The following is a 25,671-nucleotide window of genomic DNA, read 5'->3' as shown; positions in this document are numbered from 1 at the left end:
GATCTCATGTTACAACACACTTGGAATCGTCTTTGGACTATACACGATCAAACCAAAGACGTTTTCCGCTTTTTCACAGCACCTAACTCTTCGGAGATGGCAAAAGGTGAAGACGGAGGAAAACCCATTGGCATCAAAAATGAAGGAGGCGGTAGAGACTCGCGCAGTTATTCTATTACGCAATTGATCGGCCTCATACTCGGTCCATTATTATTTTCCCTTACCTTACTATTCTTTAAACCTGCTGATCTTTCTAGTAGTGGTGTTGCCATCTTGGCGAGCACGATATGGATTGCAGTTTGGTGGATTACAGAAGCCATACCGATTCCAATTGCTTCTTTACTGCCTCTTGTTCTATTTCCACTAACAGGCGGACTAGAAATGAAAGAAACCGCTTCTTCTTATGGAGATGAAACGATTTTTTTATTCATGGGCGGATTTATGATCGCACTGGCGCTTGAAAAATGGAATTTACATCGGCGAATTGCTCTAACAATTATTTCAGCAATCGGAACGAATATGGACCGAATTGTTCTAGGTTTCATGGTAGCAACTGGATTTCTCTCTATGTGGATTTCCAATACGGCTACAGCCATGATGATGGTGCCAATTGGTCTTGCAATTATTACGCAAGTCACGTTGGCCTTGAAAGACAACCCATCAATCGATACATCCAAAGAAAACTTTGGGTTCGGTAAAGCTTTGATGCTAGGGATTGCCTACTCTGCTTCTTTAGGAGGTATCGCTACATTAATCGGAACACCACCGAACACATTACTAGCCGGAGCTGTAAATAAAATTTACGGAATTGAGCTGTCATTCGGAAAATGGATGCTGTTTGGGGTACCATTTGCGTGGGTGTTCATTCTGCTGACTTGGTGGTATCTTGTGAAGGTTGTCTATCGATCACCTGTGAAAACACTACCCGGTGGACGCGAAGTCATTGATCAGGAAAAGAAATTATTAGGACGTCCTTCTATTGAAGAAACTCTGGTGTTCATCGTATTCGTACTGGCTGCATTTTCGTGGATCACTCGTTCCTTCTTTTTATCTAAATTTATAGATGGTCTTAGTGATGGCGTCATTGCGATTGTCTTCGCAATGATCCTATTCATCATTCCGTCTGTCAATAAAAAAGGAGATCATCTGTTAGATTGGAATACTGCCGTCAAACTTCCTTGGGGCATTTTGCTTTTATTCGGTGGTGGACTGGCCATTGCAGCGGGCTTTGTCAGCAGTGGGTTATCAGAATGGATCGGCGCCCAACTCATCGGACTAAAAGGTGTTCCGTTGATGTTCATCATTCTTATTGTTGCAGCGCTCGTTATTTTTTTAACCGAAATTACATCAAACACCGCAACAGCTTCGATGATGTACCCGATCATGGCTTCACTGGCAGTGGCGCTGGGCTTTCACCCATACGCCCTGATGATTGCTGCAGGTGTGGCTGCTTCCTGCGCATTCATGCTCCCTGTAGCTACCCCTCCAAACGCCGTCGTGTTCGGCTCTGGGTATTTACGGATTCCCGATATGGCTAAAGCAGGCTTTGCGCTAAATTTATTGGGCATTGTGCTCGTGACTCTCTGTATTTACTTCTTGCTCCCTCTATTATGGGGTATTGATCTAAATACAATACCAGAAGTTTTTAAGGACTAAAATAAAAAACAGGTGCTGGAATTATTCCGCGCCTGTTTTTCTGTTCTCAATGCACCATACTTATTTTCTTCTGCCGCAGTCGAATCATCAATACATACACCACCGGCACGCCAGCTGAGAATAAAGCAAGACCTGTCCAGCCTGCTACTTGCCAAAGTGGACTAATGAGTGTGCTGCCTGCCGCCATACCAACATAGTAGGAAACTAAGTACAAGCTAGAAGCGCTCCCTTTATGGTGTGTCGCCTCTTTACTGACAGAAGCCGCAGTTAGTGAGTGCGCAGAAAAGAAACCGAGACAGATGACACAATATCCAATTACGATGAAAGGAAGCTTCATCGGAATGGTGAGCAGACAGCCTACCGCTAGCAACACGATTCCCATCAGCCGCACTTTTTTCATTCCATACTTTGCAGCGATTGACCCAGCAAGAGGTGCACCCATAATTCCAAACGCATAAGCGAAATAGATATACGAAATCTCATCAAGAGTTAACTGAAAAGGTATAGCTGTCAAATGGAAAGGAAGAAATGTCCACATTCCTGTGAAACATAGCTGTAATACAATTCCAAGCCCAAAGACGATCAGTAGAGTGGGATTCTTCAAATGATAGCCAAATCCCTCCATATCTTTTCGTATGGTTTCGGTACTCGGCTGGAAGTTATTTGACTTCGGCAAGACAAATAGCAACATAATGAACACTGCCACTCCAAGTACCATTAATAATTGTAGGGACAATTCCCAAGACCAACGTTCTGCCAAATACCCCGTCACAAATCGACCAAACATGCCGCCCGTTCCATTAAATGAAATGTAGAGTGCTGTTGCTACGCTCACTACGCGCTCATGAACTTCTTCGTTGATATAAGCTAACGCTGCAGCCAATATCCCAGCCATAGCAAAGCCTTGGATGAAACGTAGCACTAGAATCATCGTAAACGAATGACTTAAAAACATGGGGATAAATAATAGAGCTGTCAGCAGGATCGACGTTTTAACAAAAATCGATCTACCAAGCCGATCCGAATAAAACCCTAAGATGACGAGACCGATAATCAGCCCGACTGTATTAATGGACATTGCCAAACTTGCTGTCGCTACAGATACGTCAAATTGCTCTGTAAAAATCGGTAATAACGGTTGCATGGCATACATCGCCGCAAAGATAAATACAGAAGCGATGCCCAGACCGATGACAATACGCCAAAATCGCAGCTGGCGAATTGTTGATTTAGTAGGTAGATTCATGATGCCACTTCCAGTCATTATAATGAGAATAATGAAATTATATCATTATAAAGAAAATTTTACATGACCTTCTGTAAAATTTGGGGAATTTCAGAAATTGTTTCTTGCATCCATACGTATAATTTTTATTAGGAATGCCATCTTATCTATTGGAGGTGGAAGACGAATGAATAAAATGGCGATGACAGCTTTAGGACTTGGCGTTGCATATTTGATGCGTAATAAGCAGTCACGAGAAAAACTCATGGGGCAATTCAATAATTTTGCAGGAATGAAGAATTCTCAGTAATGCCAGACATTTGTTGGACACACCAAAAAACCGGGACCTTAAAAAGGGGGCCCGGTTTTTCATGCACATCTGCCGCAATTCCTCTAATATTTGAATGTCCGAACAGCCGCTTGCAAATCTTCCGCCATCTGTGCCAGCGTATCGGAGCCCGCTGCGATTTCTTCAATCGACGCAGTCTGTTGTTCAGCTGCCGCTGCAATTGTCTGCGTATGATCCGCCGATTGTTCAGCTATCTCTGTTGTTAGATCAATTGTCTGTACGATAGAATTTGTATCCACTGAAATCTGCTGTACACCATCCGAAACCTCCGTAATATCCCTGGTCACTTCATTCACGCCCGTTGCAATCGTACGGAACGCACTACCCGCTTCATTCACAAGACGGATTCCTTCCTCGACAGACAAGTTTCCTTTGTTGATTGCTTCTACGGATTCTTCAATTTCTTCACGAATTTCTAAAATAAGATGATTCACTTGATTGGCCGCCCGCGCGGATTGTTCCGCCAACTTCCGAACTTCATCTGCTACGACCGCAAAGCCTTTCCCATGTTCCCCTGCTCTGGCCGCTTCAATCGCTGCATTAAGTGCAAGTAGATTCGTCTGTTCCGCAACGTTCGTAATCATGGATACCATTTCACCAATTTCGTGTGATTTATTCCCTAGCTCATTGACTACAGTCGCCGTGACAGCTGTTTCCTCTTGGATTAAATGGATGCATTGAATCGCCTCTTCCACAACTCCTACACCTTCATTCGCTAGTATTGATGTATCTTTGGCAGCACTAGTGACATGTTGAACATGTTCATTCAACTCGGTGACTTCCTTGGAAATATGAGCAACCAATTCATTTGCTTTTAGCGTTTGAGCTACTTGATTCTCTGCTCCATTTGCCACTTCCTGAATGGAACTCGCTACTTGCTCAACAGCTAGACTTGTTTGCTCACTGCTTGCAGAGAGTTCTTCACTAGTTGCGGCCACTTGCATAGATGCATTAGATACTTGGTCAATCATACTTCGCAAATTGGTGGTCATCTTACTGATCGATGCAGCCAATTCACCGACTTCATCATGATTGTGGACGACAATTGCTTCATTGCGAAGATCTCCCTCCGCCACTTCTCCTACATGCTGCGTCAATTTATGAAGAGGATTTGATAAATGACGTGCAAACCAAACGATGAGCACGGTACCTAACACTAACGACACGATTAATACGATCGCCAATACCATCAACACACCATTTGCACCATCATTAAAATCCATTAGGTACGCACCCGCATTGACAACCCATCCCCAATTCGGATCTACTTCTGTATACACTATTTTAGGGGCAATTTGATTTTCCACGCCTGGAACTGCAAAATCAAATTCCAAGAAGCCTCCGCCATCTTCGGCTTTCTTGATCGTTTCGCGTGTAGTATACATACCATCAGGAGCTTGAGAGTCAAACAAATTTTCCCCTTCAAACATCGGATGACCGACAGCATTTCCCTCTTTGTCTAGAATAAAGAAATAGCCGTATTGCCCCATATCGACAGTAGATTCAATCGTTCGTTTCCCATCAGCTTGCATGGGTCCAATCAATTTTTGCTTAACCTGTTCCTGGGCGTCTTCCAGTGTCATATTTCCTTTTTCCACTTGCTGATTGGCGAATTCAATTATTTGTATCGCCAGTTGAACATCATTTTTAAGCCCCTTCGCACCTATATCATCCAAATTACTTTTAGCGGTACTATAACCCATGATTCCAATAATTAGACTCGGTACAATAAGAAGTATAGTAGTAATTGCAATTAACTTTCTACGTATTGTTAGTTTCATCATTCAACCTCCTATCCTTACCTTTATTATCGCCTATAGATTGGAAGTATCAATGTATTTATTAAATTTTTTAGCATTTTTTTGATATATACTAGATAGTTTGTCACACTTCATTTCATGCGTCACTATTCAGTTAATTTATTTGCAACCGATAGTAAAAGGAGAGATCTTTTAATGAAAGGAGGTCATAGTATGCTCGGCCAGTGGAATGCAATGGGTTTGACTATTTTACACAACATGAATATCCATAACCAACAGGCGATGCGATCAATGGAACGTTTGTCTTCAGGAATGCGGATCAACCGGGCAGCCGACGATCCGGCAGGCTTGGCGATCTCTGAGAGAATGCGTGGACAGATCCGTGGTCTACAAATGGCGCAGCGTAATATCCAAGACTCTATTTCGATGTTCCAAACGGCAGAAGGTGCTCTGAATGAAACACATGCTATGCTGCAAAGGATGCGAGAATTGAGTGTACAAGCAGCCAATGATACATTGACGCCTGAAGACCGAAAACAACTGTCCTTAGAATTCGAAGAACTGAAAAAAGAGATTCAACGTACTTCAAAAGATACCCAGTTCAACACAATGCCCTTGCTTGATGGTTCCCGAAATTCATTTAAAACACAAGTAGGACCCAATGCTGGACAATCCATTGATTTCACGATTGGTGATATGGGAATGGGTGCATTAGGTATTGAAAATGCATCGATTGAAACACGAGAAAAAGCAGATGAAGCGTTAGGCTTGTTGGACGGAGCGATTTCCAAGGTATCCTCTGAGCGTGCCCGAATGGGTGCCTATATGAACCGTTTAGAACATGCTTACAGTAATGCTCAGACTATGGAAGAAAACTTGACTGCAGCCGAGTCGCGGATAAGAGACGTGGACATCGCTAAGGAAATGATGGCGTTAACGAAAGCAAATATCTTATTGCAAGCTGGTCAGTACGTTCTATCGCTTCATATGCAACAGGCACAATCGGTATTGCAGCTTCTGCGTCAATAATTCATAGGTTTTCATCCGTTTCAAAGTGGGTATTTATATACTAACTATAGAAACGGAGGAGATCTCATGGATCACAAAGATCATGGTACAGAAGATAAATTAAAAGGCGTTGGAAATAAAATTAAGGGCAGCATGAAAGACGTGGCTGGCGATGTCATGAATGACTCAAAAATGCAAGTAGAAGGTAAACTAGATAAAGCAAAAGGTGAAGCTCAACAGAAAATCGGCGAAGCGAAAGATCACTTCAGCGATACAGAAGCTCGCCGTGACCGCCTATAAATCGTACAAACCAACCTGCTGAGCAACAGCAGGTTGGTTTTTTCATTCAAACAGAGAAGGATCTGCCATCTTTACGGTAGATCCTTCTTTATTATAAATTATTGGTGTCAATTCGCGGACTATTAGGAATGGGACTTCCCACTTCTTGATTGGGGTCGCCTTCTAAGCTCTCTCCACTAGTTGTTTGCTGAGAAGCACTGTCATGTGGGTCGATGGACTTCGCTCTTTCTTCATCTGTTAGTTTATCTACAAATAACGCAATGCCGCCTTCTTTTAAATCATTATAGAAAGTTTTGGACTCTTGCTTCGAAAATCCCATTTTAATAAAAATGGTCAGCATTTCATCTTTAGAATTAAACAGTCTCCGTGTATGATCCCAAAGTGAGCCCTCTTGAATTCCAATTAGTTCAATTTCTGTATCGTTTTCTAAAATCTTTAAATCATCACGTACGTTTGACACTGCGCACATATGACGTTTCTTATATCCTTGCGCTTCGAGCTCTGTAATTTTATATAGGACATTATCCACTGAATGAAACGTGCCCGCATATTGTTTATCCGCCACTTCTACACCTCCTTTTTGTAATGATATGTTTTACTTCTACCCATTGCAGGTTCTGTTTACACCTAAAAAAATGAATGATGTTCACCAATCGGGCACGTATAGATTTTCTGTTCCGACACACGCTAGTTGTATCAAATGGAAAGGAGTGTTGATATAGTGGAAATCAAAAATAAAGTGGCTTCCGAAATCTCGAATATGGGTGAGGAAAAGAAAGATCAAATCCTGCAAAACTTTAATCATTTCAAGGGCTTTTTGGCAGATAAAGTTGAAAAAGGTGAAAACTTAGGATTGAATGATGAACAGCTTGCGAAGACAACCGAATTCGTCGCCAACTATTTATCTCGTCATGAAGAGCCTCGCAACCGTGAGCAGTATCTTTTACAAGAACTTTGGGATTCAGGTTCCAAAGAAGAACAGCATTCTCTTGCACATATGTTGTTGAAGATGGTTCGCCAAGCATAAAAGGGGGCCACATGTAATGACTTATCAAGGGAAATCGAGTCCTGAGAAGAAATTGGACATCTATCGACTTATTCAAACACATCCCGAGAATTTGAATACCAATACAGTCAGTTTGTTCGATTTGCATGAAGATATGCAAACTGTCGATTCTATTTCTTTGCCCGATCAGCGCGAAGACCTCATGAAAGAAAAAATTAACCACTCCCCTCGTTATAGTGGCGGCAGCCGGACTACTGACTACGGCGCGCCAAAATGAATTCTCAAAAAAGCTGTACAGTGAACCCCACACTGTGCAGCTTTTCCTCATTTATTCCCGAACCATGTCGATATTTCCCGGGAAATGTACTGTGAAATTTTAATCAACCAATCTAATATTTCCGTGCTATACTATTATCCGATGGGAACGGAGGTTTAGCAGATGAAACCATGGATGTATCCACTATTCATCGTCATTGGAGCAAGTTGTTACGGCATTTTATCAACGATAATCAAACTGGCAATTCACGATGGCTTCACGGCTTCTGAAGCGGTGACAAGCCAATACTATACAGGCTTTATTTTAGCTTTTATTATTTTCTTATTTGCCAGACGTGGCGTACCAAAACTTCAAGGAAGCGGTCCTGTTTTGATTGCTGGATTATTTACCGCGATCACGGGAACAGTATACGGGAAATCTGTCGAGTATATGCCCGCGTCATTGGCAGTGGTGTTACTGTTTCAATTCACGTGGATTGGAATGTTATTTGATTGTGTGGCGGCCAAACGACTGCCAAAACGAGCTGAAGTGATATCGCTCCTGTTTTTATTCGGAGGTACCATTTTAGCGGCAGGTCTTATTGATGTAGATGTCAGTGGCATTCCGTGGCAAGGCTGGGCTTGGGGGTTGGCGGCAGCGGTTAGTTTTGCCGCTTTTGTTATGGCTAATCAAACACCTGTGCCTGGCATGGATGTTGTGACCAGACTCTTCCTTATGTCACTCTTCGCTACGATTGCGATTACTTTTTTTCAATCTCCAGAAATCATTTGGAACGGAAAATTGGCTGAAGGACTCTGGCTATACGGTGCCATATTAGGTGTCTTCGGCATCGTGCTTCCTATTTTTCTGTTTTCTATAGGTGTTCCGAAAGTCGGTGCGGGTATGTCCTCTATTTTGAGTGCCATGGAACTACCCGTGGCGATTATGGCATCCATGTTGTTACTTGGCGAACGACTGACTTTACTGCAGTTTCTTGGCATTTTCCTTGTACTATTTGGGATGACATTTCCTGCTATGTTGCAGCGATTATCACTACATAAAAGACAGCGGATAAAACAGCTGGAATGAAAAAGAAACATGTCCGACAAACTGGACATGTTTCTTTTATGAATTGACTATCATTTGTCCAATATAACTTCTATAGGATCCAAAATCAGTGTTTCATGGCCATTTCCACTACCTTTACTTAAGATGACTTCAGGTATAAAGATTAGAGATGTTGCCTGCCCATTGATTTTCCCCATCGTGGCACTCCAGTAAAAGTCTTGATTATTTTCACTATGTCCGCCATTACCATTTACTAAATACTCATTCCCCAGATTATCGGTTACAGACAGTTCCGCAGTGACCCATTCCCATTTATCACTTACGAATCGATCGACTTTTTGGTTATACTCGATAACAGTTGAAATATCTGTTGAACGAATTTCATTAATTTTCACTTCAACTCCATCTTTTGCAGTAGACTCTGTCACTGTCTGGACTTCGCCTTTCACTTCTTCCAAAGTGAAATCAAAGTTCCACTCTCCTTTTATTTCTTCCTCTGTGTCGTACTTCACAATGCTTTCCGGCCGCCAATTTACCGTAATGGATTGTTGGGTCTGTTTCGAGTCAAAGTTCGGAGTCGTTGTGACCATCCCGATGTATTGATTATCGCCAACCTTTTTTAACATAGTCGAGGTACCAGAAGCACCTGATTCATTCTTCACTTCAGGTTGTCCGTTTACTCCTGTGTTTTGTCCTAATTCCTTTTCTGTTTCTACTGAATACGTGATCGTGACGGTCTTTCCATCATATACCGCATGATCAACCATCATCGTAACACCATTGCTGTTCTGTACTTGCCCAATGCCTGTCGCGAACTCTTCATATTCCGCATAAAATCCATCTTCCTCGTCAGTAAAATAGGAAAAGATATTATTGACAATTGGAATTTGGTTTGCCAATGTAGGAAATCCAATCCCAATTGTTGCAACTGAACCAACCATAATGACCGCTGCAGCCGCCACATTACGCCATACTTTTGGCACGCGTCTTTTCTGATGAATTTTCTGGCGGACTCTCTTCTTCATTGCCTCTTTTTCTTCATTCGACACATCCATCGGCTCGATGTCCTCCTCAATATCCAACTGACTCAATCGCTTATTAATCGTTTTCATATACATTTTTCCTCCCATTCATTTCTCATAAATGTTGACAACTTTTTCTTTCCTCGATACAGTCGATTATCAACGGCAGCCTTCGTCACGCAAAGAGATTCCGCAATTTCACTATTCGTCATATCAAGAAAATATTTCATTGTGAAAATGTCTCGATCCATTTCAGTTAGCTTACTCATCGCCAACAATAATTCTTCCTGTTCTTCTTTCGCAAGAAGAATACCAGTGACGTTGCTTTCACTGACAAAAGGTATTTCATCCATTCCCTGTTCTCGATTTCTTCGTTTATCCATCCGGCGATATTGGTCAATCGCTTTGTACTTTGCTACCATGCAAATCCATTTTTTGAAATCAGCTGACTCACCCTCAAACTGATTACTATGTTCCCATACCGACAGAAAGACATCACTGATACATTCATCCATCTCAGCGTCCGTCTGTAAAGGACCAAGTACTTTAAACACCACTGCCTTGACGACAGGCAAATAAACATCCACCACATATTCAATGGCATCTTCCTTCTTCCGTTTCAATCGCCGGATAAAATTTTTCTCTGTAGATTTCATTTGACTGTCTCCTTAAAAAATGTTCTTACCTACTACAACGAATGTGCTTTTATACTATTCTCACAGAAAACAAAAAAAATCTCACCTAGAGGTTCATTTCCTCCAGATGAGATTGCAATATCCTTATAATTAGTTCTCAACTATGTCTTGTTCTTGCTGATGTGCTCTTCTTTTATAAAGCACATAGAAAATACCTACTGCAAATAGAATGACAGCAGACATGAAATACATCCTTTGATAGCCAGCATAAACGGCAATCAGTCCTAACACATACGAACCGATTGCCAACCCAGTATCGAATAATGTGAAGAACGTAGCGGTCGCATAACCGCTGCGTTCGTGACTTGTTGATTGCACAGCCAAGGTCTGCAAGCTTGGAACCAACGCGCCATAACCTAAACCGATAAATGCAGCAGCCACTAAAAAGAGCCAAGCAGAATTCATGACAGCTAGCAAGAGCAATCCGATCATGAAGAGAAACATTCCCGGAATGATAATAAAATTCGGCCCTTTCTCATCAAAAATCCGCCCTGTAAAAGGTCTCGTCAACAACATGACCGCTGCGAATACCAAGAAAAACGTACTCGCAAAAGCTAAAACTCCTTTTTGCTGAGCAAAAATCGATAAGTAAGAAAGTACACTCGCATAAGCGAATGAAATAAGGCTTGCCAGCAAGGATACAGGCAAGGCATTTTTCTCAAATAAATCGCCAAGCTTTATTGTAAAAGATTTCTCGTTGCTTAATGGTCGATCAGCAGGTAAAAACAACGCAAACATTGCACCTACTGTCACTAGAACCGACATAGTTAAGAACAAGGCATCAAATGAAAAAGACTGCACGATAGATAAGGCAATCATCGGGCCCACAACGACTGCAAGATTCGTAGACATCGTATAGTAGCCAAGTCCGGCGCCTCGTCGTTTCATCGGAACAAAATCAGCCGCCAATGAACCACTAGCCGTCGTAGCAATACTAAACCAAATCCCGTGAACAAAGCGCAGAACGAGCAAACCTGCAAATGGCTCAATGAAATAGTAAAGCGAAGTACATAGTAAATAGAAGATTAGACTGATCCATAGCATCTTCCGTTTCCCAAAGACGTCGAGAATCTTTCCAGAAAACGGTCGAACGAGTATCGCAGACAATAAATAAATCGTCATTAATAAACCCGCATCTTCATCAGTTCGATTTAATTCGCCAGTGACAAATAGGGGCAAAGCAGATACCAAGCCATAAAATACAATAAAGACAGAAAAATTGGTACAGAAAATACTGAGGAACGCCTTCGTCCAAATTGGTTCCTTTTTAGGCAAAACGGTTTCCTTCTTTCTTATCGAGCTTTTGCAATAACGCGAGAAGCGTCTCTTGCTCTTCTTTTGACAACTGTGTGAGGAATTCTTGTTCAAATTCTATAATAGATTGCTCGATAGCGGGAAATTCTTTTTCTGCTTTTTCCGTCAATCGGACAATTTTCTCACGTCGGTCCTTACCAGGCATAGTCTGCAACCAACCTAATTCTTCCATTCGATTCACTGTACGCGTAATAGTCGGTGCCTCAACGTGCAAATACTGCCAAATATCCGTCAAGCTTACTTCCTCCCAATGCCGCACACAATACAGAACTGTCCATTGCGTAGCAAATAAGCCGTACTCTTTCAACACGACATTTAAATCTTTACTAATAAAACGTGTTTTTTGAAACAACACGTGAAAAAGTGGATTCATCTCAATACCCCCTTGTTTACCTAGGTAATTATTAATTGTACAGAACGATGGATTGTTTGTAAAGAAGGAGGTTTGTTGAGATATTGACGGAAAAAGGGAATTCCCTTTTAGTTGCTGACATGTTTTATGAGCGAATGCTTGAGTTCTATGAGCACTTGCGTGGTGTCTATGAGCGGATGCTTGAGTTCTATGATCGCTTGCATGGGGTCTATGAGCGGCTTCAGAGTTCTATGATCGCTTGCATGGGGTCTATGAGCGGCTTCAGAGTTCTATGATCGCTTGCATGGGGTCTATGAGCACTTGTACAGATTTATAAACATTAGCACCGCAAAAAAGAAGCTATCCGTGTCAAGTCATTTTCGAATGACTCACTGGACAGCCTCCCTTCTTATATAGGTTCTTCCCAACCTACTCTGCGCAATGCGGCAATCAGCACAAGCAATACGATATCCATCGCGATGACCATCAGACTGAGAAATAAAAATAGTGATGACCAAGAATTGCCACCTACGTTTAAAGAAAATGAAGAGTATAGCATCATTAGAAAGTGAATTCCCATATACCAGACATACGTCATCTGCACTCTATCACGCAGTCGCGCATGCCCCAATCCTTGAATCGCAGACTTCCACGTGCCGAATAAATAATAGACAACGATCACTTTCCAGACGAACAGTCCTTCCGCATACAAATCCCATATACCGCTGTTCACTTCCGCTAAATTTACAAATATGCCCGGCACAGAGATCAGCATCCCGATGAACGCAACAATTTCTACTTTCTTCGCTACTGGGAACCGTTCCGCCATCAATCTGCCGCCTGCATAAATGAGGTAGTAGCCGATTGGATCTGCCAACAAGTCGAAGCCGATATGAATGCGGAAAAAGATAAATAGATATCCCCAGAATATAAGCTGAAACGCTTTATTCATTGGACCCCGCCCCCGTTCTCTCGCGGATGATCGTTTGTACCGCCTGTTTATCAAGATGAGGATAGTACATATAGCCAGCCGGCACGGTAAACGGTTCACCTGTATCCGTTTTACCCTTCAGACCAATAGCCATGTCTAGCACTGCATGTAACTCTGGATCTATAAAACTTTTAATAGCGAGCCAATCATCTGTTTTCAATTTGACGGGAAATTTCACTGCTCGTGCATCGGTTCCCTTTACTTCGTTCCATTCCTTATCACCATATTCATATGCTGTCTGCTCACTCGCAAAATCTTGAGCACTTTGCAATTTAACAAATAGATGATCGCGCAACTCATTCTCAAATGAGTTATTCACTGACTCGATCATAATCGGTTCAGCAATACGCACGCGCTCTTCCATATGTATCCCGGCATGTGTGGAAACAAACGTAAACGGTTGAACTTGCTCTTCCCATGGATGAAACACGATTTGGCCTATTGGATAGGTAGTAGGTTTCTCTTCTGAAAAATAGACATTCATTTCCGTAAACCGCTGTGGCGCTGTTGGTGTACCCGACATTTCAGGACTGAACTGAACTGTCACTTCTCGTAACGAATAGCGTCCAAACTGATCTATTTCCCTCACACCATCGTTCGATCCTACGCGTTCCGGAAGCCCGCGTATATCACCCAGTTCTACAACTTGAATGAACGATTGATCTTCTTTATTTGTCAAATAATAAAATGTTACATACTGATTATCGTACGTTCGAACGTCTATAAAGTGATTCAAAAATACCGGTTGCTCCAACTTCTGTGACTGCGCATAAATAAAATTAGCGACCCAGCTAATGCCAATGAGCGCCATGATGACCCAAAACAATCTGACTTTCATCTACTCACTTCCTTACAACGTGTGCAAGAACGCCACCAAATCACGCTGGTTCTCCGGTGTCACGCCATGACCATCGTCATATGTCTTGAACGTCACATTCGCTCCTAACGATTCAAAATAATCTTTGCTTTCTGCGCCCCACTGAGAAGGAAGAATATAATCATAAACGCCATGTGAAATGAAGACCTGTTGTTTCTCCACCGACTGCTTCGCATATTCATTCTTTACAAAATCCGGCACATAACCGCTCAACGCCACCACTCCATGAATAGCAGGACCCATTGTTAAACCAATCGTCTGTGCAAGTACCGCCCCTTGACTGAATCCAGCAACCGTCAAACGTTCCGGATCTAAATCAAACTCCCGAATTGCCTCACGAATAAACGATTGAATGTAAATTAGTACTTTATCAAACACTTCGCGATCTGGTTTTCCTTCCTCTTCGATTGTAAAGAAGGCATACCCTGGAGCATACACGATCGGTCCACGTAAGCTAAAAATATGATGGCTATCCGTGAAATCTCCAACGAGCTGCGGCAAATCTCTTTCATGACTACCCATGCCGTGCAGTAAAAATATTGCGGGCTGCTTTCCTTTATCTATTGTTGGTGCTGTATGTGTAAACGTAAATGGTGATTGCACGTACCTCTCCCCTTTTCTCTTCTTTGTTTCTATAGTTTACCATAGCGATCTGTAGATGTAAGGTAGATTGGCGGGATATTTCCATACAAAAAACGCCCACCACCCAGAGGTAGCAGACGTCTTCATTCGTTTACTTTTCAGGCTTAGCTAACACTTCATCCCAATTAATCGTGCCGTTTTTCACTTGCTCTCGGCGTTCTTTCGTCATTGTATCATTTGGACGTCCACCATTTGGCCAATCTTTGTCATGGTTTTTCCATTCAGGACGATCTTGTGACAGGATGAACGCTGCCAAGTCGCTTGCTTCCTGATCGGATATCGTATCTTCTTGACCCACCGGCATGTTGTTCTGAATATACCCTGCCATTTTCGTCATACGCGCAATTCCTGCCCCATCATTGAATGAGCCGTCACCCCATAAAGCTGGACCCGTATTGGAGCCAGTTCCTTGACCTTGGTCCCCATGACAAGCAACACATGATTGCTGATACACCGCTTCTCCATTTTCCACGTTAGGTGTCGGTAAATCGTCGATGCTGTTTTTATGGCGCCAATCCAATTCAGCGCCTACTGGAATACCCTTGGAAATGTATGTTAAGTACGCTACCATTGCATCCAAATCTTCGTCATCGTCTGCAAATTTCTGGCCGTTCATACTTCTGACCATACAGCCGTTAATCCGTTCTTCCAATGTAACCATTTGTCCAGATCTGCCAATATACATCGGATAGACCGCAGACATGCCGACCATGGAAGAAACACCTTCATCCGTTCCTGCACCTGCGTGACAGCTAGTGCAAGACAATTCGTTAACGCGTGCAATTCCATCTTCTACTGAAGACGCTTCTGAGCGCAATACATTTGACGTATCATCAAATAACAGATGACCACGTTTGATTGCTTCCCCTTCTGGCCCTTCTGGTACATCATCCATTGAAGGCGGATTATGCTGAACTCCTGCTACTTCTTCCGTCGTTGCTTCTGTTTCGGGAGTTTCTGATGCTTGATCCTTATTGACGCGGATTTGATTGGCCATGAGAGCTATGACGACCAAACAGATAACGACAATAAAACCTAAGGCTAATGTCGTTGTTCGTTTCATGTGAACTCCTCCTTTTTTCTATAAATTAATTATGTATCTCACTTATAACTTACCATATACAGGGTAAGTAAACCAGATATTTCTTGACCTAGGTAATTAATATTTGCCTGAAATTTTAATAAATTGACACTTTCTTAGAATTCGTTACAAAAAACCTCTCTTTCCTCCCCAGTTATTAACCAAAAAGACAGATAGCAGGACAAAACCTGCCATCTGTCTATTCCACAATATATCCGTCTCTCATCGTAATGATACGGTCTGCATACGGTAACATTTCTTCATCATGTGTAACCATTAGCGTCGTTAAGTTTAAAGTCCGCGTTAATTCCTGTAGTAGCTCCATTACATCTTTTGAACGCTTGGTATCCAAACTGGCTGTTGGTTCATCTGCAAATAGAATTTTCGGACGGTGGATGATCGCACGGGCAATCGCCACCCGTTGTCGCTCACCTCCTGATAGAGAAGAAGGATATGCCTCTTTGCGATGCTCCATATCTACTAGCTTCAAAATTTCCGCTATGGCTTTCGACTGTTCTTTTTTACTGAACTTCGTCTCCGACACATCAAGCATCAGTTGTAATTGCTCCTCTACCGTCAAGAACGGCACCAAATGAGAAGACTGGAAGACGAAGCCAAAATCTGTGGCGCGTACTTGTCGAATTTCTTCTTGGCTCATTTTCGTCATATCTTTTCCTTCAAATATAATTTCTCCGCCAGACGCTCTTTGCAAGCCGGCTGCAATGGTTAAAATTGTTGACTTCCCAGAACCAGAGGGACCTACCAACGCGGTGATCTCTCCTTCTTTTAAGGATAAATTAACACCCTTCAATATTTCCTCTTCAATCTCACCATTCGAAAACGTCTTTTTCACTTCATCAATAGTAAAGGTAGACATGTTACATCTCTCCTTGTTGAATCGCTTGAAGCGGTTCGATTTTTTTGATTTGGAAACCTGAAATCGTTGCACCAATGAAACCAACTACTACAAACACGCCTGATAACATCAAGACAGTATCTAGCGTCAAGTGGAACGGCATTCCTTCAGGTGCAACTAAACTGAATCCTTGGCTGAGCGCAATAGATAGGGCCAGCGCAACGACAGTTATCACGATCATTTGATACCAGATCATCTTGAACAACGACAGAGTTTTCATACCGATCGCTTTCAAGATTCCGTATAAGCCGATTTTTTGAACGTTCATCATATAGAAGAAAATCGCAAACAACATCCCGCTTATGACGACTAAAAACCAAACGATCATATTCAGCGACATTTGCTCCGCGCTGTAACTTGGAATTGCATTTAAGAATTCTTTATTTGAAAAAGATTCTAGTCCACTAATGGCTGGTGAATCTTTGCCTGGAATGAAGATGGTCTGCATTTCCATGACACGATAGATTTCTTGATAGTTTTTCATCTGAATAAACGCAACAGGGGCGTGACTGTATTTCTGTTGATCTACAAATCCTTTGACGACAAATTCGCCGCTGAATTGATTGTTGGTCAAAACATCTCCAACCTTAATGCCTTCTTCTTCAAGCGTACGGTCGAGCACAATTTCGCCTTCTTTGACGTTTTGGAACAGTTCGGAATCTGTAGATGTGACAAAAGCTACGCTATGTTGTTTATCTTCCGAATCGTTGACGAAGCCCATTTGCACGGAAAAAGCCGTGGCGTCCGGATTGTCTGCAAGTGTTTTCTTTTGTATGTCTTCATCTATTTTCGATAGGTTATACGTTTGATTAGCATCTTCGTTCAAGTAAAACTGTCCGTCTGGCAAGTCTTTAATCAATGCCGCATTGTCTTGCGACAGTCCATTGGCAAGTCCTGAAATGATAAATGTCAGGAAGCTAACTAGGAAGATAATCGAGCCTAAGATCAAAAATTTTGCTTTACTTTTCTTCATTTCTTTCCATGCAATCTTCATGGATACCGCCTCCGTATTTTCTTTATGCCCTTATCTTACCTAGTGAAGATGAACGGAGAATGAACTGGAAATTACAATTGAATGCCTCCGAAACCGTTCCAGGGTTTGCGTTCAGCATATGAAAATTCGGTAAATCAGTAAAAGCCATATTGACGATAAAGTCTAACATCCAATTCAACTATATATAGAAACAATAAATAAGGGATATTATTTCCTATTAACCTTTCATTATGTAAAAATCGGGATAACGAAGGAGTGATGTTGATGATACGGTTCGAAGACGTTTCAAAAACCTATGACGATGAACATTTAGTAGTAGACTCGCTCAACTTACAGATTGAACGTGGGGAATTTCTTGTACTTGTCGGCCCGAGTGGCTGCGGGAAAACGACGACTCTCAAGATGATCAATCGATTAATTCCGTTATCTAATGGGACGATTTGGCTCGATGATAAACGGATTAGCGACTACCCCATTCATGAGCTTCGGTGGCAGATCGGTTATGTGTTGCAACAAATCGCCCTTTTTCCTCATATGACGATCGAGGAAAATATTGCGGTGGTTCCTGAATTAAAAGGATGGAAAAAAGTCCAAATTCAGACGCGGGTCACGGAGTTGCTCAATATGGTCGGTCTCGATCCTGCTATTTATCGTCATCGCAAACCTAATGAACTATCAGGCGGTCAGCAACAACGAATTGGCGTGGTTCGTGCACTGGCTGCAGATCCAGACATTTTATTGATGGACGAGCCGTTCAGTGCGCTTGATCCTATTAGTCGTGTCAAATTGCAAGATGACATTTTGGAGTTACAACGCGCCATTCAAAAGACCATCGTGTTTGTTACACATGACTTGCAGGAAGCTTTTAAGTTGGGCGATCGTGTGTGCATTATGAATAAAGGAAAAATCGAACAGGTGGCTACACCGCAAGAAATTCTAACCCAGCCCGCTTCTCCATTTGTTCGAGAGTTTACCGCTACAGCCATAGCACGCACCTTTACAATTGCAGAATATATGGAGCCTATTCAAGAAGGCTTTTCACCTTCGTTTGCAATTCCGTTAGATTCAGAATGGGGTCCTCTGGTTCAAATATTGGAAACTAATGAGCATGTTGCCATCGAAAAGAATGGAAAGTATGTCGGGGTCATGACAAGAGAAGGCATTCTTCGCTTTCTAGCAGAGCAGTCACTAGAAGGGGTGGTGCCACATGACTAATTTTATGGAAGTTTTTCAGGATCGTCGCGGCCAATTACTAGAATCGCTATTGGAGCATATCCAAATTTCATTGATTTCCTTATTATTTGCTGTGCTTATTGCCATTCCGATCGGTATTTATTTGACTAATCAACGGAAAATAGCGGAAACCGTCATCGGAGCCAGTGCGGTGTTGCAGACTATACCTTCATTAGCTTTGCTCGGCCTGCTCATTCCTTTGTTCGGTATCGGCAAAGTACCTGCCATCATTGCATTGGTGGCATATGCACTGCTGCCGATTTTACGCAATACGTACACGGGCATTAAGGAAGTTGACCCTTCCTTACGAGAAGCAGCTACTGCGATGGGTATGAATACATGGAAACGGCTGATGAAAGTCGAGCTGCCGTTAGCGATGCCAGTGATGATGGCAGGGATACGGACATCGATGGTACTGATTGTTGGAACAGCGACGCTTGCGGCATTGATCGGAGCGGGTGGACTTGGAGATTTGATTCTGCTTGGGATTGATCGAAATAATCCTTCGCTTATCGTACTTGGTGCAATACCTGCTGCTTTGTTGGCGCTATTTTTCGATTACTTGCTGAAGATATTTGAAGGACTGTCATTTAAGCGAGCGCTTACTGCCTTTGCCGTATTTATTGTGGTAGCTGTTTTCATGATTGCTGCACCTTTGATTGGCGGAAGCTCTAAAAATCAACTGGTGATTGGAGCAAAACTTGGGGCAGAACCTGAAATTCTCATTAATATGTACAAACTGCTCATCGAGGATCAGACCGATATAACAGTTGAATTAAAACCGGGGCTCGGTAAAACTTCATTCGTTTTCAATGCCCTACAGTCCGGAAGCATTGATTTGTATCCCGAATTCACAGGCACTGCCTTGTCCGAGTTTTTGGAAGAAGAAGCTGTCAGTAATGATCGAGAGGAAGTATATGAACAGGCGAAAAAGGGATTAGAAGAACAATTTGATTTAGTATTATTATCACCCATGTCTTATAACAATACGTATACACTCGCTGTTTCGAAAAACTTCCAGCAACAGTATAACCTAGAGGCGATATCTGATTTGGCAGCAGTGGAACAAGCCGTTAAGGCAGGGTTTACATTGGAATTTAACGACCGCGAAGATGGCTATCTCGGAATCCAAAAGCTGTATGGAGTCACGTTCCCTTCCGTCCAGACAATGGAGCCGAAATTACGCTATCAAGCAATGGAAGCAGGCGAAATCAATTTGATGGATGCTTACTCAACGGACAGTGAGATCCGAGAGTATGACTTGACGGTTCTCGAGGATGACAAAGAATTATTCCCTCCATATCAAGGAGCCCCGCTGTTGCGGAAAGATACTCTAGAGAAGTATCCTGAATTGCAGGACGTGCTCGATTCGCTCGCTGGTCTGGTTACTGACGATGAAATGCGCGAAATGAATTATCAAGTGAATGTGGAAGAGAAAAATGCGAAGGATGTGGCGGAAATTTTCTTACGAGAGAAAGAATTGCTAAATTAATTTTTATTTTTTCGACCCGCAACCAGAACAGATATCATAGGACGTTCCAGTTACCTAGCAAGACTTCTCGCGCGTTAGTTTTCAAGAAAAAAGTTTAGAATGATGTGTACGGGCTATACAGAGGATGTAACAAACAATACTTCAAAACGAGGAGAGATTTTTATTATGGCAAAACGTAACAACAACCAAGAGAACCAAAACAACCGTAGCAAAATGTCCCTTGAAGAAGCAGGTCAAAAAGGTGGAGAAGCTACAGCTAGAAACCATGACAAAGATTTTTATGAAGAAATCGGCCAAAAAGGCGGAGAAGCCCGTGCTAAGCAAAATAATAACAATAACAACTCAAACAATAACAGCAATAAATAAAAACGCGTGCTAGCTGATGAAATGACAAGATTCCCCCTCTTGCATTTCTCTTCACATAAGCAAACAGGAAAAAGCAGTGTAATCACTGCTTTTTCCTGTTTTTTACTAGCGTTCAATTTGATGAATTCTAGCTTTAATCCATCCAAGGCACCTCAATCAACGTACGACCGATCCACTCACGCAATACTTCATTCGTCGGCCCCATGATAGCACCCGCACGTCCATCACGCACGAATTTCTCTACTTGACCCGTCATATACCCACGGCCCCCTGATACTTGTAAGGCTGCATTCGTTACATCAATCACCATATCAGCTGCATGTGTTTTGAGCTGCCATAATGGATAGAGACATTCTGATAACTCCAACCCTTCTTTAGCGCAGCGATCCATTGCTTCCGCTGTACGGTACAACATACTGCGGGCACTGTCGATCTTGATCTGCGACTTGGCTAATTCATGGCGAATCACTTGATAATCCGCCACAGATGAACCCGTATCTGCATGAACTGTGCGTTTCGCTCCATTTATCGCCATATTCAATGCACCTTGTGCGATACCGACCCAACATGCTGCTGAACCTAGTAAGAATAAAGGGTCAATCGTATTGTCATTGAAATAGCCCATTCCGCCTTCGCTACCGATTCGGTTTTCAAGAGCAACTTGTACATTTTTAAAATTCATTGGACCGCTGGCATTACCGCGTAAACCCATTGCGTCGAACGGGAATGCTTCTACGCCGTTCTGGTCGTTTTCCACTAATAAGAACATTAGGTTATCTGGATTTTCTGTTTCAGGTGACGTAGTCGCAACTAAATAAAAATCCGCTTCTCCTCCACTTGTGACGAATGATTTTTCAGCGTCCAATAAGTAACCGCTTTCATTTCGTTTTGCTTGGCTTCCTACATTCCAAAAGTGTCCGCCAGTTGCTTTTTCACTGAATGCCAATCCTCCAACTTCTCCATTCAACACGCGTGGAATGAAACGCTGACGTTGTTCTTCTGTTCCTGCTTCGTAGATTGTATGAGCTGTTGTCATATGCATCACCCAGCACATTGTCGTCGATGGGCAATAATGCGCAAAACTTTCTGAGAGCACGGAAAAAGCTGTAAATCCATTTTTCAGACCCCCCGCCTCAACCGGGATGGTGACAGCTGAAAAACCTGCTTTTGCAATTTCACGTAAACTTTCGCGCGGATAACTTCTCTCTTGATCTGAGATGAATGCACGCGGTAACAGCTCTTTTTTCCCTAAAGCATGTGCCATTTTCTGTAACTCTTCATGCCCTTCTGGACAGCTCCACCACTCAGGAATTTGCATAATTCCTTCTTGATTCATTTCTTTTTCTTTTACCAGACTTTTTACCAAAACCTTCACTCCAATTTATCATTTGCCAAGCTTTTAGTAAGAAAAAAAGCTAGCTGCACTCCTTCTACTCTATCACATTTTACTAAATAGTAAATATTTATATAAAAACGAATTATTAATTTAATTCATTTCAACTTGATAAATTAAGTTATGTATAATTAATACACTTAATTCACATTAATACTATCGATGAATCCCAACAAAAAAAGGACTTAGTAACAGTCCTAATAGTGGTTCATGATAGTAAGATGGGCAGCGTTTATTTACAATATTTTAGACAGCCAGGATCACAGTCTACTTTGTAATTCCCGAAAAGCACGAAATGAAATATCACATTTTGCTCCATTTGGCATCATGACTATGCGTTTCTTTTTATCCACTTCTCTCACATGCCGCAGGTTTATCAGAAAGCTTTTATGACAACGATAAAAAGAGGTGCTAATCGCTTCAAAATCTTTTAATCTGCCATAAAACTCATAAAAACCATTCTTCTCATATAAGGTGATCTTATGGGGAACTGTGGAAGTTTCCAAATAATAAATGTCCTGAAGATGTATATTTTTAATACGTTCTCCAATTTTTATTTGAATGACTTCCGATGAATTCGCTTCACCAAGCTGCGTATATTTTTCAAATGCAACTTGCAATACTTCTATGACTTGGGAGGCTATTTGTTCAGGTGTATCTTTCACGATGAAATCAAGAGCTGCCAATTTATAAGTAAACGTTAGCTTCAGACGATCCGCGTGAGTTGTAATGAAAATAATATGAGCTACCGGATCTCTTCTTCGAATTTCTACGGCTAATTCCATCCCGTCCAGTTGATGATCCAACTCAATATCCAGAAAGTAGCAGTCGGCTTGATAATGATCAAGATAGGTTACTACCTCGTCCGGTGTGCTTGTACACAAAACCACTTCAATACTCGGCTCATGGAAACTTGCATAGTTCATAATTTCTTTATAGATGAATTCTTTCTGAACTAGATTATCTTCACAGATGACCACCCTCACTCGTATCCCTCCCATCGATAATGATTTCATGTATAAACCATTGATTTTCAATACGTGAATTCCAAGTACTATTCGGATACTCTGCTAAGATTCTTCTAACGGAGGGTAGACCTAGTCCTCCATCTTCCCTTTTCGTCGAATACCGTTCTGTAAATAATTGCTGAATGCTTACTTCACTATCCAACAGTCGATTCTCGATCACAATAATGACCTGATGCTCCACGGAAAGGAATGCTAAATTAATTTGAGGGTCGTCCAAGGAAGTAGACGCTTCAATTGCATTATCTAAGAGAATGCCCAATACCCGCGACAAATGAAGACGATTTATAGAGATATCTTCAATCACATCTGGGATCTCTACAGAAATAGGTATTGATAATTCATTCGCAAGTAATAATTTTGTAGAAATCAACCCTTTTATTTCAATTAACTGAAGCCGATCTAGCTGGCTAAACACTTGATTTTTATATAAGGTCCTCTGCTCCACTTTTACAATTTGTTCATCAAAATATTTTCTAAGTCCTTTGACGTCTTCACTCTCAATATAGCCGCGCAATGAAAGAAGTATATTTGCATGGTCATGTCGGAAAGTCTGCATGTCTCGATTTACTTGTTCAAGAGTTTGCATGTAGTGAGTAAACTGTTGTTGCTCGATAAATTTTTGGGTTATCTCCTGCTCTTTCATCATCGTATGTAATACAATTCTAGTTAGGATGATCATGATCACAAAGTAAAAAAATAGGATTACTAAATTGATGGCAGAAATTTGGATATCTGCAGGCATAAAAATTAATACATAAAAGACGATACCGGTACTAATTGCGATAAGCAATAATACCATTTGAGAACATTGCGACAGACTCATACGGTCCTCGTAGTGAGTTAATAACTTTTTGTATCCAGCCACGATGACAACAATTTGCAACACGATTAATCCACTATGTATGAAGAGTGATAAATGGAGAGCCTCGACCAAAAATAGCGCCATATATTCTGCCAGAGTGCTGAAAAGATAAATAACAAGTAAATGAAAAAAGACCATTGATTGTCTTGAAAACAAATAAAATAATCCACCACTTACCACGATACTGACAACCATCGGAATCCAAAGTGATTGTGGATAAGTAGCGGCCAACACGGAAACAAACGTATTGACAAGCAAGCATAAAACTAGTCGCTTGATTGTTACCTGTAAATTCATGATATAAAACAGAGGGCCATAGATGATAACGAAATTAAATAGACCAAAGAAGAAAAATATAGTTGTCATTCCACACCTCTGTGTTTTGCTGTTTATTTCTTAAGTGAGCACGCTCAAGATGGATTTGTCGACGTTTAGGATAAATTTGCCCAAAACCATTCTAACATGCTTATAATGAGCTTTGATCAAACCTATGATCATCTTCATTAATTCGTCATCGTGTCTGGAGGTTTTTCAAATGAACACAGAATATTTACTAGCAATAAGTAATCAATCATTATTTGTGGCGTTCATCTTCTTATTAGTTGCGATCGTGCCAGTCGGACTCTCCGTAACTTCAAAAAATAAATGGGCGAAACGACTGGGTATGGGATTGACTTATTGCTCTTTATTTTTGCAACTGACTTATTTTGTGCTTAGATGGCTAGCGATTGGTCATGCCCCAGTAAGCAATATGTATGAATTTATGACGTTTTTCGGCATCATGCTTATGGCGAGCACATTATTACTATATCAACTATATAAACAAATTGTAGTCGTATTATTTTCAATCCCTACCTCGTTACTCATTATAGGATTGGGTGGTGTTTTTACGAGAGAGGCTACACCACTTATTCCCGCTCTACAAAGTAACTGGTTATCTATACATGTGATCACTGTAGCCTTTTCCAGCGCAATCCTATCTGTAGCGTTTGCAACGGGCGTTATTTACTTACTGCGTGTGCTAGATGTAGATGCGAAAACAATGCACACAAAGAGCCTGGAATTCGTCATGTATTGTCTAGTGGTGGTAATTGGATTTATCATGAGTTCGGTGATTTTTTCCTTTACCTCGGATGAGATGTTGATTCAATTTGATAATAAAGAACAGCAAGTGGAACAAGTTACATATACCATGCCTGTAATTATTGTGAATCAAGGAGCTACACTTGTGAATGGCGAACATTCAGTTGGGCTCATGGAAATAACTAATTCTATCGATGCAAAAAAGACCAACACCATTATTTGGTCACTTTTGGTAGGTACCGGGTTATATATGATCATACGAATGATATCTAGAAAGAAACTTATTCAATTACTAAAACCATTCACTAAAAAAGTGAATCCTACAGTAATGGACGAAATATCTTATCGAGCCATCATCGTCGGCTTTCCACTATTCTCGTTAGGCGGTCTATTATTTGCCATGATATGGGCGCATCTTGCATGGGGTCGTTTTTGGGGATGGGATCCGAAAGAAGTGTGGGCTCTCGTTACTTGGTTATTTTATGCGGCTTTCTTACATTTGCGAACATCACAAGGATGGGAAGGAAAGCGTACTGCCTGGATGTCAATTATAGGGTTTGGTTTCATTGTGTTCAATCAAGTTTTTGTCAATCTCGTCATTGCAGGACTACATTCTTATGCGTAGACTACGGCCTAATTACCGGTTTACTGGTTGTGCTGTCTAGCAGTATGGGCACAAATCAATCAAAAAGCCAGCTCACT

The 25,671-nt window shown here is 41.6% G+C and carries 27 protein-coding genes; 11 read left to right on the top strand and 16 right to left on the bottom strand.

Annotation, left to right across the window (positions count from 1 at the left end; translation table 11 throughout):
• Positions 1-6 precede the first annotated feature (6 nt).
• On the top strand, positions 7-1,656 hold the full coding sequence (locus GD002_RS13300; RefSeq protein WP_153732846.1) for an SLC13 family permease: 1,650 nt from the start codon (positions 7-9) through the stop codon (positions 1,654-1,656).
• A gap of 46 nt (positions 1,657-1,702) precedes the next feature.
• Here GD002_RS13300 and GD002_RS13295 read toward each other — a convergent pair whose 3' ends face one another.
• Positions 1,703-2,902: an MFS transporter gene (locus tag GD002_RS13295; protein WP_228548384.1), complete on the bottom strand. Its 1,200-nt coding sequence runs from the start codon at positions 2,900-2,902 to the stop codon at positions 1,703-1,705.
• A gap of 166 nt (positions 2,903-3,068) precedes the next feature.
• Here GD002_RS13295 and GD002_RS18070 point away from each other — a divergent pair, with 166 nt between their 5' ends.
• Positions 3,069-3,191, top strand: coding sequence for a hypothetical protein (locus GD002_RS18070; RefSeq protein ID WP_255425163.1), 123 nt, complete (start codon positions 3,069-3,071; stop codon positions 3,189-3,191).
• A gap of 83 nt (positions 3,192-3,274) precedes the next feature.
• Here the strand turns inward: GD002_RS18070 and GD002_RS13290 are convergent, their stop codons facing one another.
• Entirely contained in the window at positions 3,275-5,011 is a 1,737-nt protein-coding gene (locus GD002_RS13290) for a methyl-accepting chemotaxis protein (RefSeq protein WP_194841605.1), read from the bottom strand.
• A 192-nt stretch (positions 5,012-5,203) separates the two neighbouring features.
• On the opposite strand from GD002_RS13290, the gene GD002_RS13285 reads away from it, so the two are divergent.
• Both GD002_RS13285 and GD002_RS13280 read left to right on the top strand, forming a co-directional pair.
• Positions 5,204-6,019, top strand: a complete 816-nt coding sequence (locus GD002_RS13285; RefSeq protein WP_153732843.1) for a flagellin N-terminal helical domain-containing protein — start codon at positions 5,204-5,206, stop codon at positions 6,017-6,019.
• 66 nt (positions 6,020-6,085) lie between these two features.
• Positions 6,086-6,298, top strand: a complete 213-nt coding sequence (locus GD002_RS13280) for a CsbD family protein (protein ID WP_153732842.1) — start codon at positions 6,086-6,088, stop codon at positions 6,296-6,298.
• Positions 6,299-6,389: 91 nt separating this feature from the next.
• Here GD002_RS13280 and GD002_RS13275 read toward each other — a convergent pair whose 3' ends face one another.
• Complete coding sequence (locus tag GD002_RS13275) at positions 6,390-6,863, bottom strand: general stress protein (RefSeq protein WP_194841604.1); 474 nt, start codon at positions 6,861-6,863, stop codon at positions 6,390-6,392.
• 135 nt (positions 6,864-6,998) lie between these two features.
• Here GD002_RS13275 and GD002_RS13270 point away from each other — a divergent pair, with 135 nt between their 5' ends.
• The 3 genes from GD002_RS13270 (at position 6,999) to GD002_RS13260 (ending at position 8,649) form a co-directional block, all read left to right on the top strand.
• On the top strand, positions 6,999-7,325 hold the full coding sequence (locus tag GD002_RS13270; RefSeq protein ID WP_153732840.1) for a DUF3243 domain-containing protein: 327 nt from the start codon (positions 6,999-7,001) through the stop codon (positions 7,323-7,325).
• A 16-nt stretch (positions 7,326-7,341) separates the two neighbouring features.
• Entirely contained in the window at positions 7,342-7,581 is a 240-nt protein-coding gene (locus GD002_RS13265) for a hypothetical protein (protein WP_228548383.1), read from the top strand.
• Between the two features lie 162 nt (positions 7,582-7,743).
• Positions 7,744-8,649, top strand: coding sequence for an EamA family transporter (locus GD002_RS13260; RefSeq protein WP_153732839.1), 906 nt, complete (start codon positions 7,744-7,746; stop codon positions 8,647-8,649).
• A gap of 50 nt (positions 8,650-8,699) precedes the next feature.
• On the opposite strand, the gene GD002_RS13255 is transcribed toward GD002_RS13260, so the two are convergent.
• The 10 genes from GD002_RS13255 to GD002_RS13210 form a co-directional block, all read right to left on the bottom strand.
• The gene (locus GD002_RS13255; protein ID WP_194841603.1) at positions 8,700-9,740 is read right to left on the bottom strand and encodes a DUF4179 domain-containing protein; all 1,041 of its coding nucleotides are present in this window, start codon (positions 9,738-9,740) and stop codon (positions 8,700-8,702) included.
• Complete coding sequence (locus tag GD002_RS13250) at positions 9,737-10,306, bottom strand: sigma-70 family RNA polymerase sigma factor (RefSeq protein WP_153732837.1); 570 nt, start codon at positions 10,304-10,306, stop codon at positions 9,737-9,739. Before GD002_RS13250 ends, GD002_RS13255 begins: the two co-directional genes overlap by 4 nt.
• A 129-nt stretch (positions 10,307-10,435) precedes the next feature.
• Positions 10,436-11,620 carry an MFS transporter gene (locus tag GD002_RS13245; protein WP_153732836.1) on the bottom strand — a complete coding sequence of 395 codons (1,185 nt, stop codon included), beginning with the start codon at positions 11,618-11,620 and terminating at the stop codon, positions 10,436-10,438.
• Positions 11,613-12,032: a MarR family winged helix-turn-helix transcriptional regulator gene (locus GD002_RS13240; RefSeq protein ID WP_153732835.1), complete on the bottom strand. Its 420-nt coding sequence runs from the start codon at positions 12,030-12,032 to the stop codon at positions 11,613-11,615. The genes GD002_RS13245 and GD002_RS13240 overlap by 8 nt, the downstream gene beginning before the upstream one ends.
• A gap of 388 nt (positions 12,033-12,420) precedes the next feature.
• Positions 12,421-12,963 (bottom strand): hypothetical protein, encoded by a 543-nt coding sequence (locus GD002_RS13235; protein ID WP_153732834.1) that lies wholly within the window; start codon positions 12,961-12,963, stop codon positions 12,421-12,423.
• Entirely contained in the window at positions 12,956-13,840 is an 885-nt protein-coding gene (locus GD002_RS13230) for a hypothetical protein (RefSeq protein WP_153732833.1), read from the bottom strand. Before GD002_RS13230 ends, GD002_RS13235 begins: the two co-directional genes overlap by 8 nt.
• Before the next feature lie 12 nt (positions 13,841-13,852).
• Complete coding sequence (locus tag GD002_RS13225) at positions 13,853-14,482, bottom strand: alpha/beta hydrolase (protein WP_153732832.1); 630 nt, start codon at positions 14,480-14,482, stop codon at positions 13,853-13,855.
• Positions 14,483-14,612: 130 nt separating this feature from the next.
• On the bottom strand, positions 14,613-15,584 hold the full coding sequence (locus tag GD002_RS13220; RefSeq protein ID WP_153732831.1) for a c-type cytochrome: 972 nt from the start codon (positions 15,582-15,584) through the stop codon (positions 14,613-14,615).
• A 217-nt stretch (positions 15,585-15,801) separates the two neighbouring features.
• The gene (locus tag GD002_RS13215; RefSeq protein WP_153732830.1) at positions 15,802-16,479 is read right to left on the bottom strand and encodes an ABC transporter ATP-binding protein; all 678 of its coding nucleotides are present in this window, start codon (positions 16,477-16,479) and stop codon (positions 15,802-15,804) included.
• A gap of 1 nt (position 16,480) precedes the next feature.
• Positions 16,481-17,512, bottom strand: a complete 1,032-nt coding sequence (locus GD002_RS13210; protein WP_153732829.1) for an ABC transporter permease — start codon at positions 17,510-17,512, stop codon at positions 16,481-16,483.
• 264 nt (positions 17,513-17,776) lie between these two features.
• On the opposite strand from GD002_RS13210, the gene GD002_RS13205 reads away from it, so the two are divergent.
• The 3 genes from GD002_RS13205 to GD002_RS13195 all read left to right on the top strand — a co-directional run bounded on the left by GD002_RS13205 (position 17,777) and on the right by GD002_RS13195 (position 20,603).
• On the top strand, positions 17,777-18,727 hold the full coding sequence (locus tag GD002_RS13205) for an ABC transporter ATP-binding protein (RefSeq protein ID WP_153732828.1): 951 nt from the start codon (positions 17,777-17,779) through the stop codon (positions 18,725-18,727).
• Positions 18,720-20,237, top strand: a complete 1,518-nt coding sequence (locus GD002_RS13200; protein WP_153732827.1) for an ABC transporter permease/substrate-binding protein — start codon at positions 18,720-18,722, stop codon at positions 20,235-20,237. Before GD002_RS13205 ends, GD002_RS13200 begins: the two co-directional genes overlap by 8 nt.
• A 165-nt stretch (positions 20,238-20,402) precedes the next feature.
• Positions 20,403-20,603 (top strand): KGG domain-containing protein, encoded by a 201-nt coding sequence (locus tag GD002_RS13195; RefSeq protein ID WP_153732826.1) that lies wholly within the window; start codon positions 20,403-20,405, stop codon positions 20,601-20,603.
• A 133-nt stretch (positions 20,604-20,736) separates the two neighbouring features.
• On the opposite strand, the gene GD002_RS13190 is transcribed toward GD002_RS13195, so the two are convergent.
• The 3 genes from GD002_RS13190 to GD002_RS13180 form a co-directional block, all read right to left on the bottom strand.
• A complete protein-coding gene (locus tag GD002_RS13190; RefSeq protein WP_228548382.1) occupies positions 20,737-21,969 on the bottom strand; it encodes an acyl-CoA dehydrogenase family protein in 1,233 nt (410 codons plus the stop codon).
• Positions 21,970-22,256: 287 nt separating this feature from the next.
• A complete protein-coding gene (locus GD002_RS13185; protein WP_153732825.1) occupies positions 22,257-22,982 on the bottom strand; it encodes a LytR/AlgR family response regulator transcription factor in 726 nt (241 codons plus the stop codon).
• Entirely contained in the window at positions 22,963-24,252 is a 1,290-nt protein-coding gene (locus GD002_RS13180; protein WP_153732824.1) for a sensor histidine kinase, read from the bottom strand. The genes GD002_RS13185 and GD002_RS13180 overlap by 20 nt, the downstream gene beginning before the upstream one ends.
• 169 nt (positions 24,253-24,421) lie before the next feature.
• Between GD002_RS13180 and ccsB the strand changes: the two genes are divergently transcribed.
• Positions 24,422-25,594: a c-type cytochrome biogenesis protein CcsB gene (gene ccsB / locus GD002_RS13175; RefSeq protein WP_153732823.1), complete on the top strand. Its 1,173-nt coding sequence runs from the start codon at positions 24,422-24,424 to the stop codon at positions 25,592-25,594.
• Positions 25,595-25,671: the final 77 nt, after the last annotated feature.

Source organism: Sporosarcina obsidiansis (assembly GCF_009651005.1).
GTDB classification, from domain to species: domain Bacteria; phylum Bacillota; class Bacilli; order Bacillales_A; family Planococcaceae; genus Sporosarcina; species Sporosarcina obsidiansis.
This window is presented reverse-complemented; position numbering and strand designations above follow the sequence as displayed.

Excerpts from the sequence above, each read along its gene's own strand:
- GD002_RS13300 (WP_153732846.1), top strand. The coding sequence starts at position 7 with ATGTTACAACACACTTGGAATCGTCTTTGGACTATACACGATCAAACC.
- GD002_RS13295 (WP_228548384.1), bottom strand. The coding sequence starts at position 2,902 with ATGAATCTACCTACTAAATCAACAATTCGCCAGCTGCGATTTTGGCGT.
- GD002_RS18070 (WP_255425163.1), top strand. The coding sequence starts at position 3,069 with ATGAATAAAATGGCGATGACAGCTTTAGGACTTGGCGTTGCATATTTG.
- GD002_RS13290 (WP_194841605.1), bottom strand. The coding sequence starts at position 5,011 with ATGAAACTAACAATACGTAGAAAGTTAATTGCAATTACTACTATACTT.
- GD002_RS13285 (WP_153732843.1), top strand. The coding sequence starts at position 5,204 with ATGCTCGGCCAGTGGAATGCAATGGGTTTGACTATTTTACACAACATG.
- GD002_RS13280 (WP_153732842.1), top strand. The coding sequence starts at position 6,086 with ATGGATCACAAAGATCATGGTACAGAAGATAAATTAAAAGGCGTTGGA.
- GD002_RS13270 (WP_153732840.1), top strand. The coding sequence starts at position 6,999 with ATGGAAAGGAGTGTTGATATAGTGGAAATCAAAAATAAAGTGGCTTCC.
- GD002_RS13265 (WP_228548383.1), top strand. The coding sequence starts at position 7,342 with ATGACTTATCAAGGGAAATCGAGTCCTGAGAAGAAATTGGACATCTAT.
- GD002_RS13260 (WP_153732839.1), top strand. The coding sequence starts at position 7,744 with ATGAAACCATGGATGTATCCACTATTCATCGTCATTGGAGCAAGTTGT.
- GD002_RS13255 (WP_194841603.1), bottom strand. The coding sequence starts at position 9,740 with ATGAAAACGATTAATAAGCGATTGAGTCAGTTGGATATTGAGGAGGAC.
- GD002_RS13250 (WP_153732837.1), bottom strand. The coding sequence starts at position 10,306 with ATGAAATCTACAGAGAAAAATTTTATCCGGCGATTGAAACGGAAGAAG.
- GD002_RS13240 (WP_153732835.1), bottom strand. The coding sequence starts at position 12,032 with ATGAATCCACTTTTTCACGTGTTGTTTCAAAAAACACGTTTTATTAGT.
- GD002_RS13235 (WP_153732834.1), bottom strand. The coding sequence starts at position 12,963 with ATGAATAAAGCGTTTCAGCTTATATTCTGGGGATATCTATTTATCTTT.
- GD002_RS13230 (WP_153732833.1), bottom strand. The coding sequence starts at position 13,840 with ATGAAAGTCAGATTGTTTTGGGTCATCATGGCGCTCATTGGCATTAGC.
- GD002_RS13220 (WP_153732831.1), bottom strand. The coding sequence starts at position 15,584 with ATGAAACGAACAACGACATTAGCCTTAGGTTTTATTGTCGTTATCTGT.
- GD002_RS13215 (WP_153732830.1), bottom strand. The coding sequence starts at position 16,479 with ATGTCTACCTTTACTATTGATGAAGTGAAAAAGACGTTTTCGAATGGT.
- GD002_RS13210 (WP_153732829.1), bottom strand. The coding sequence starts at position 17,512 with ATGAAGATTGCATGGAAAGAAATGAAGAAAAGTAAAGCAAAATTTTTG.
- GD002_RS13205 (WP_153732828.1), top strand. The coding sequence starts at position 17,777 with ATGATACGGTTCGAAGACGTTTCAAAAACCTATGACGATGAACATTTA.
- GD002_RS13200 (WP_153732827.1), top strand. The coding sequence starts at position 18,720 with ATGACTAATTTTATGGAAGTTTTTCAGGATCGTCGCGGCCAATTACTA.
- GD002_RS13195 (WP_153732826.1), top strand. The coding sequence starts at position 20,403 with ATGGCAAAACGTAACAACAACCAAGAGAACCAAAACAACCGTAGCAAA.
- GD002_RS13180 (WP_153732824.1), bottom strand. The coding sequence starts at position 24,252 with ATGACAACTATATTTTTCTTCTTTGGTCTATTTAATTTCGTTATCATC.
- ccsB (WP_153732823.1), top strand. The coding sequence starts at position 24,422 with ATGAACACAGAATATTTACTAGCAATAAGTAATCAATCATTATTTGTG.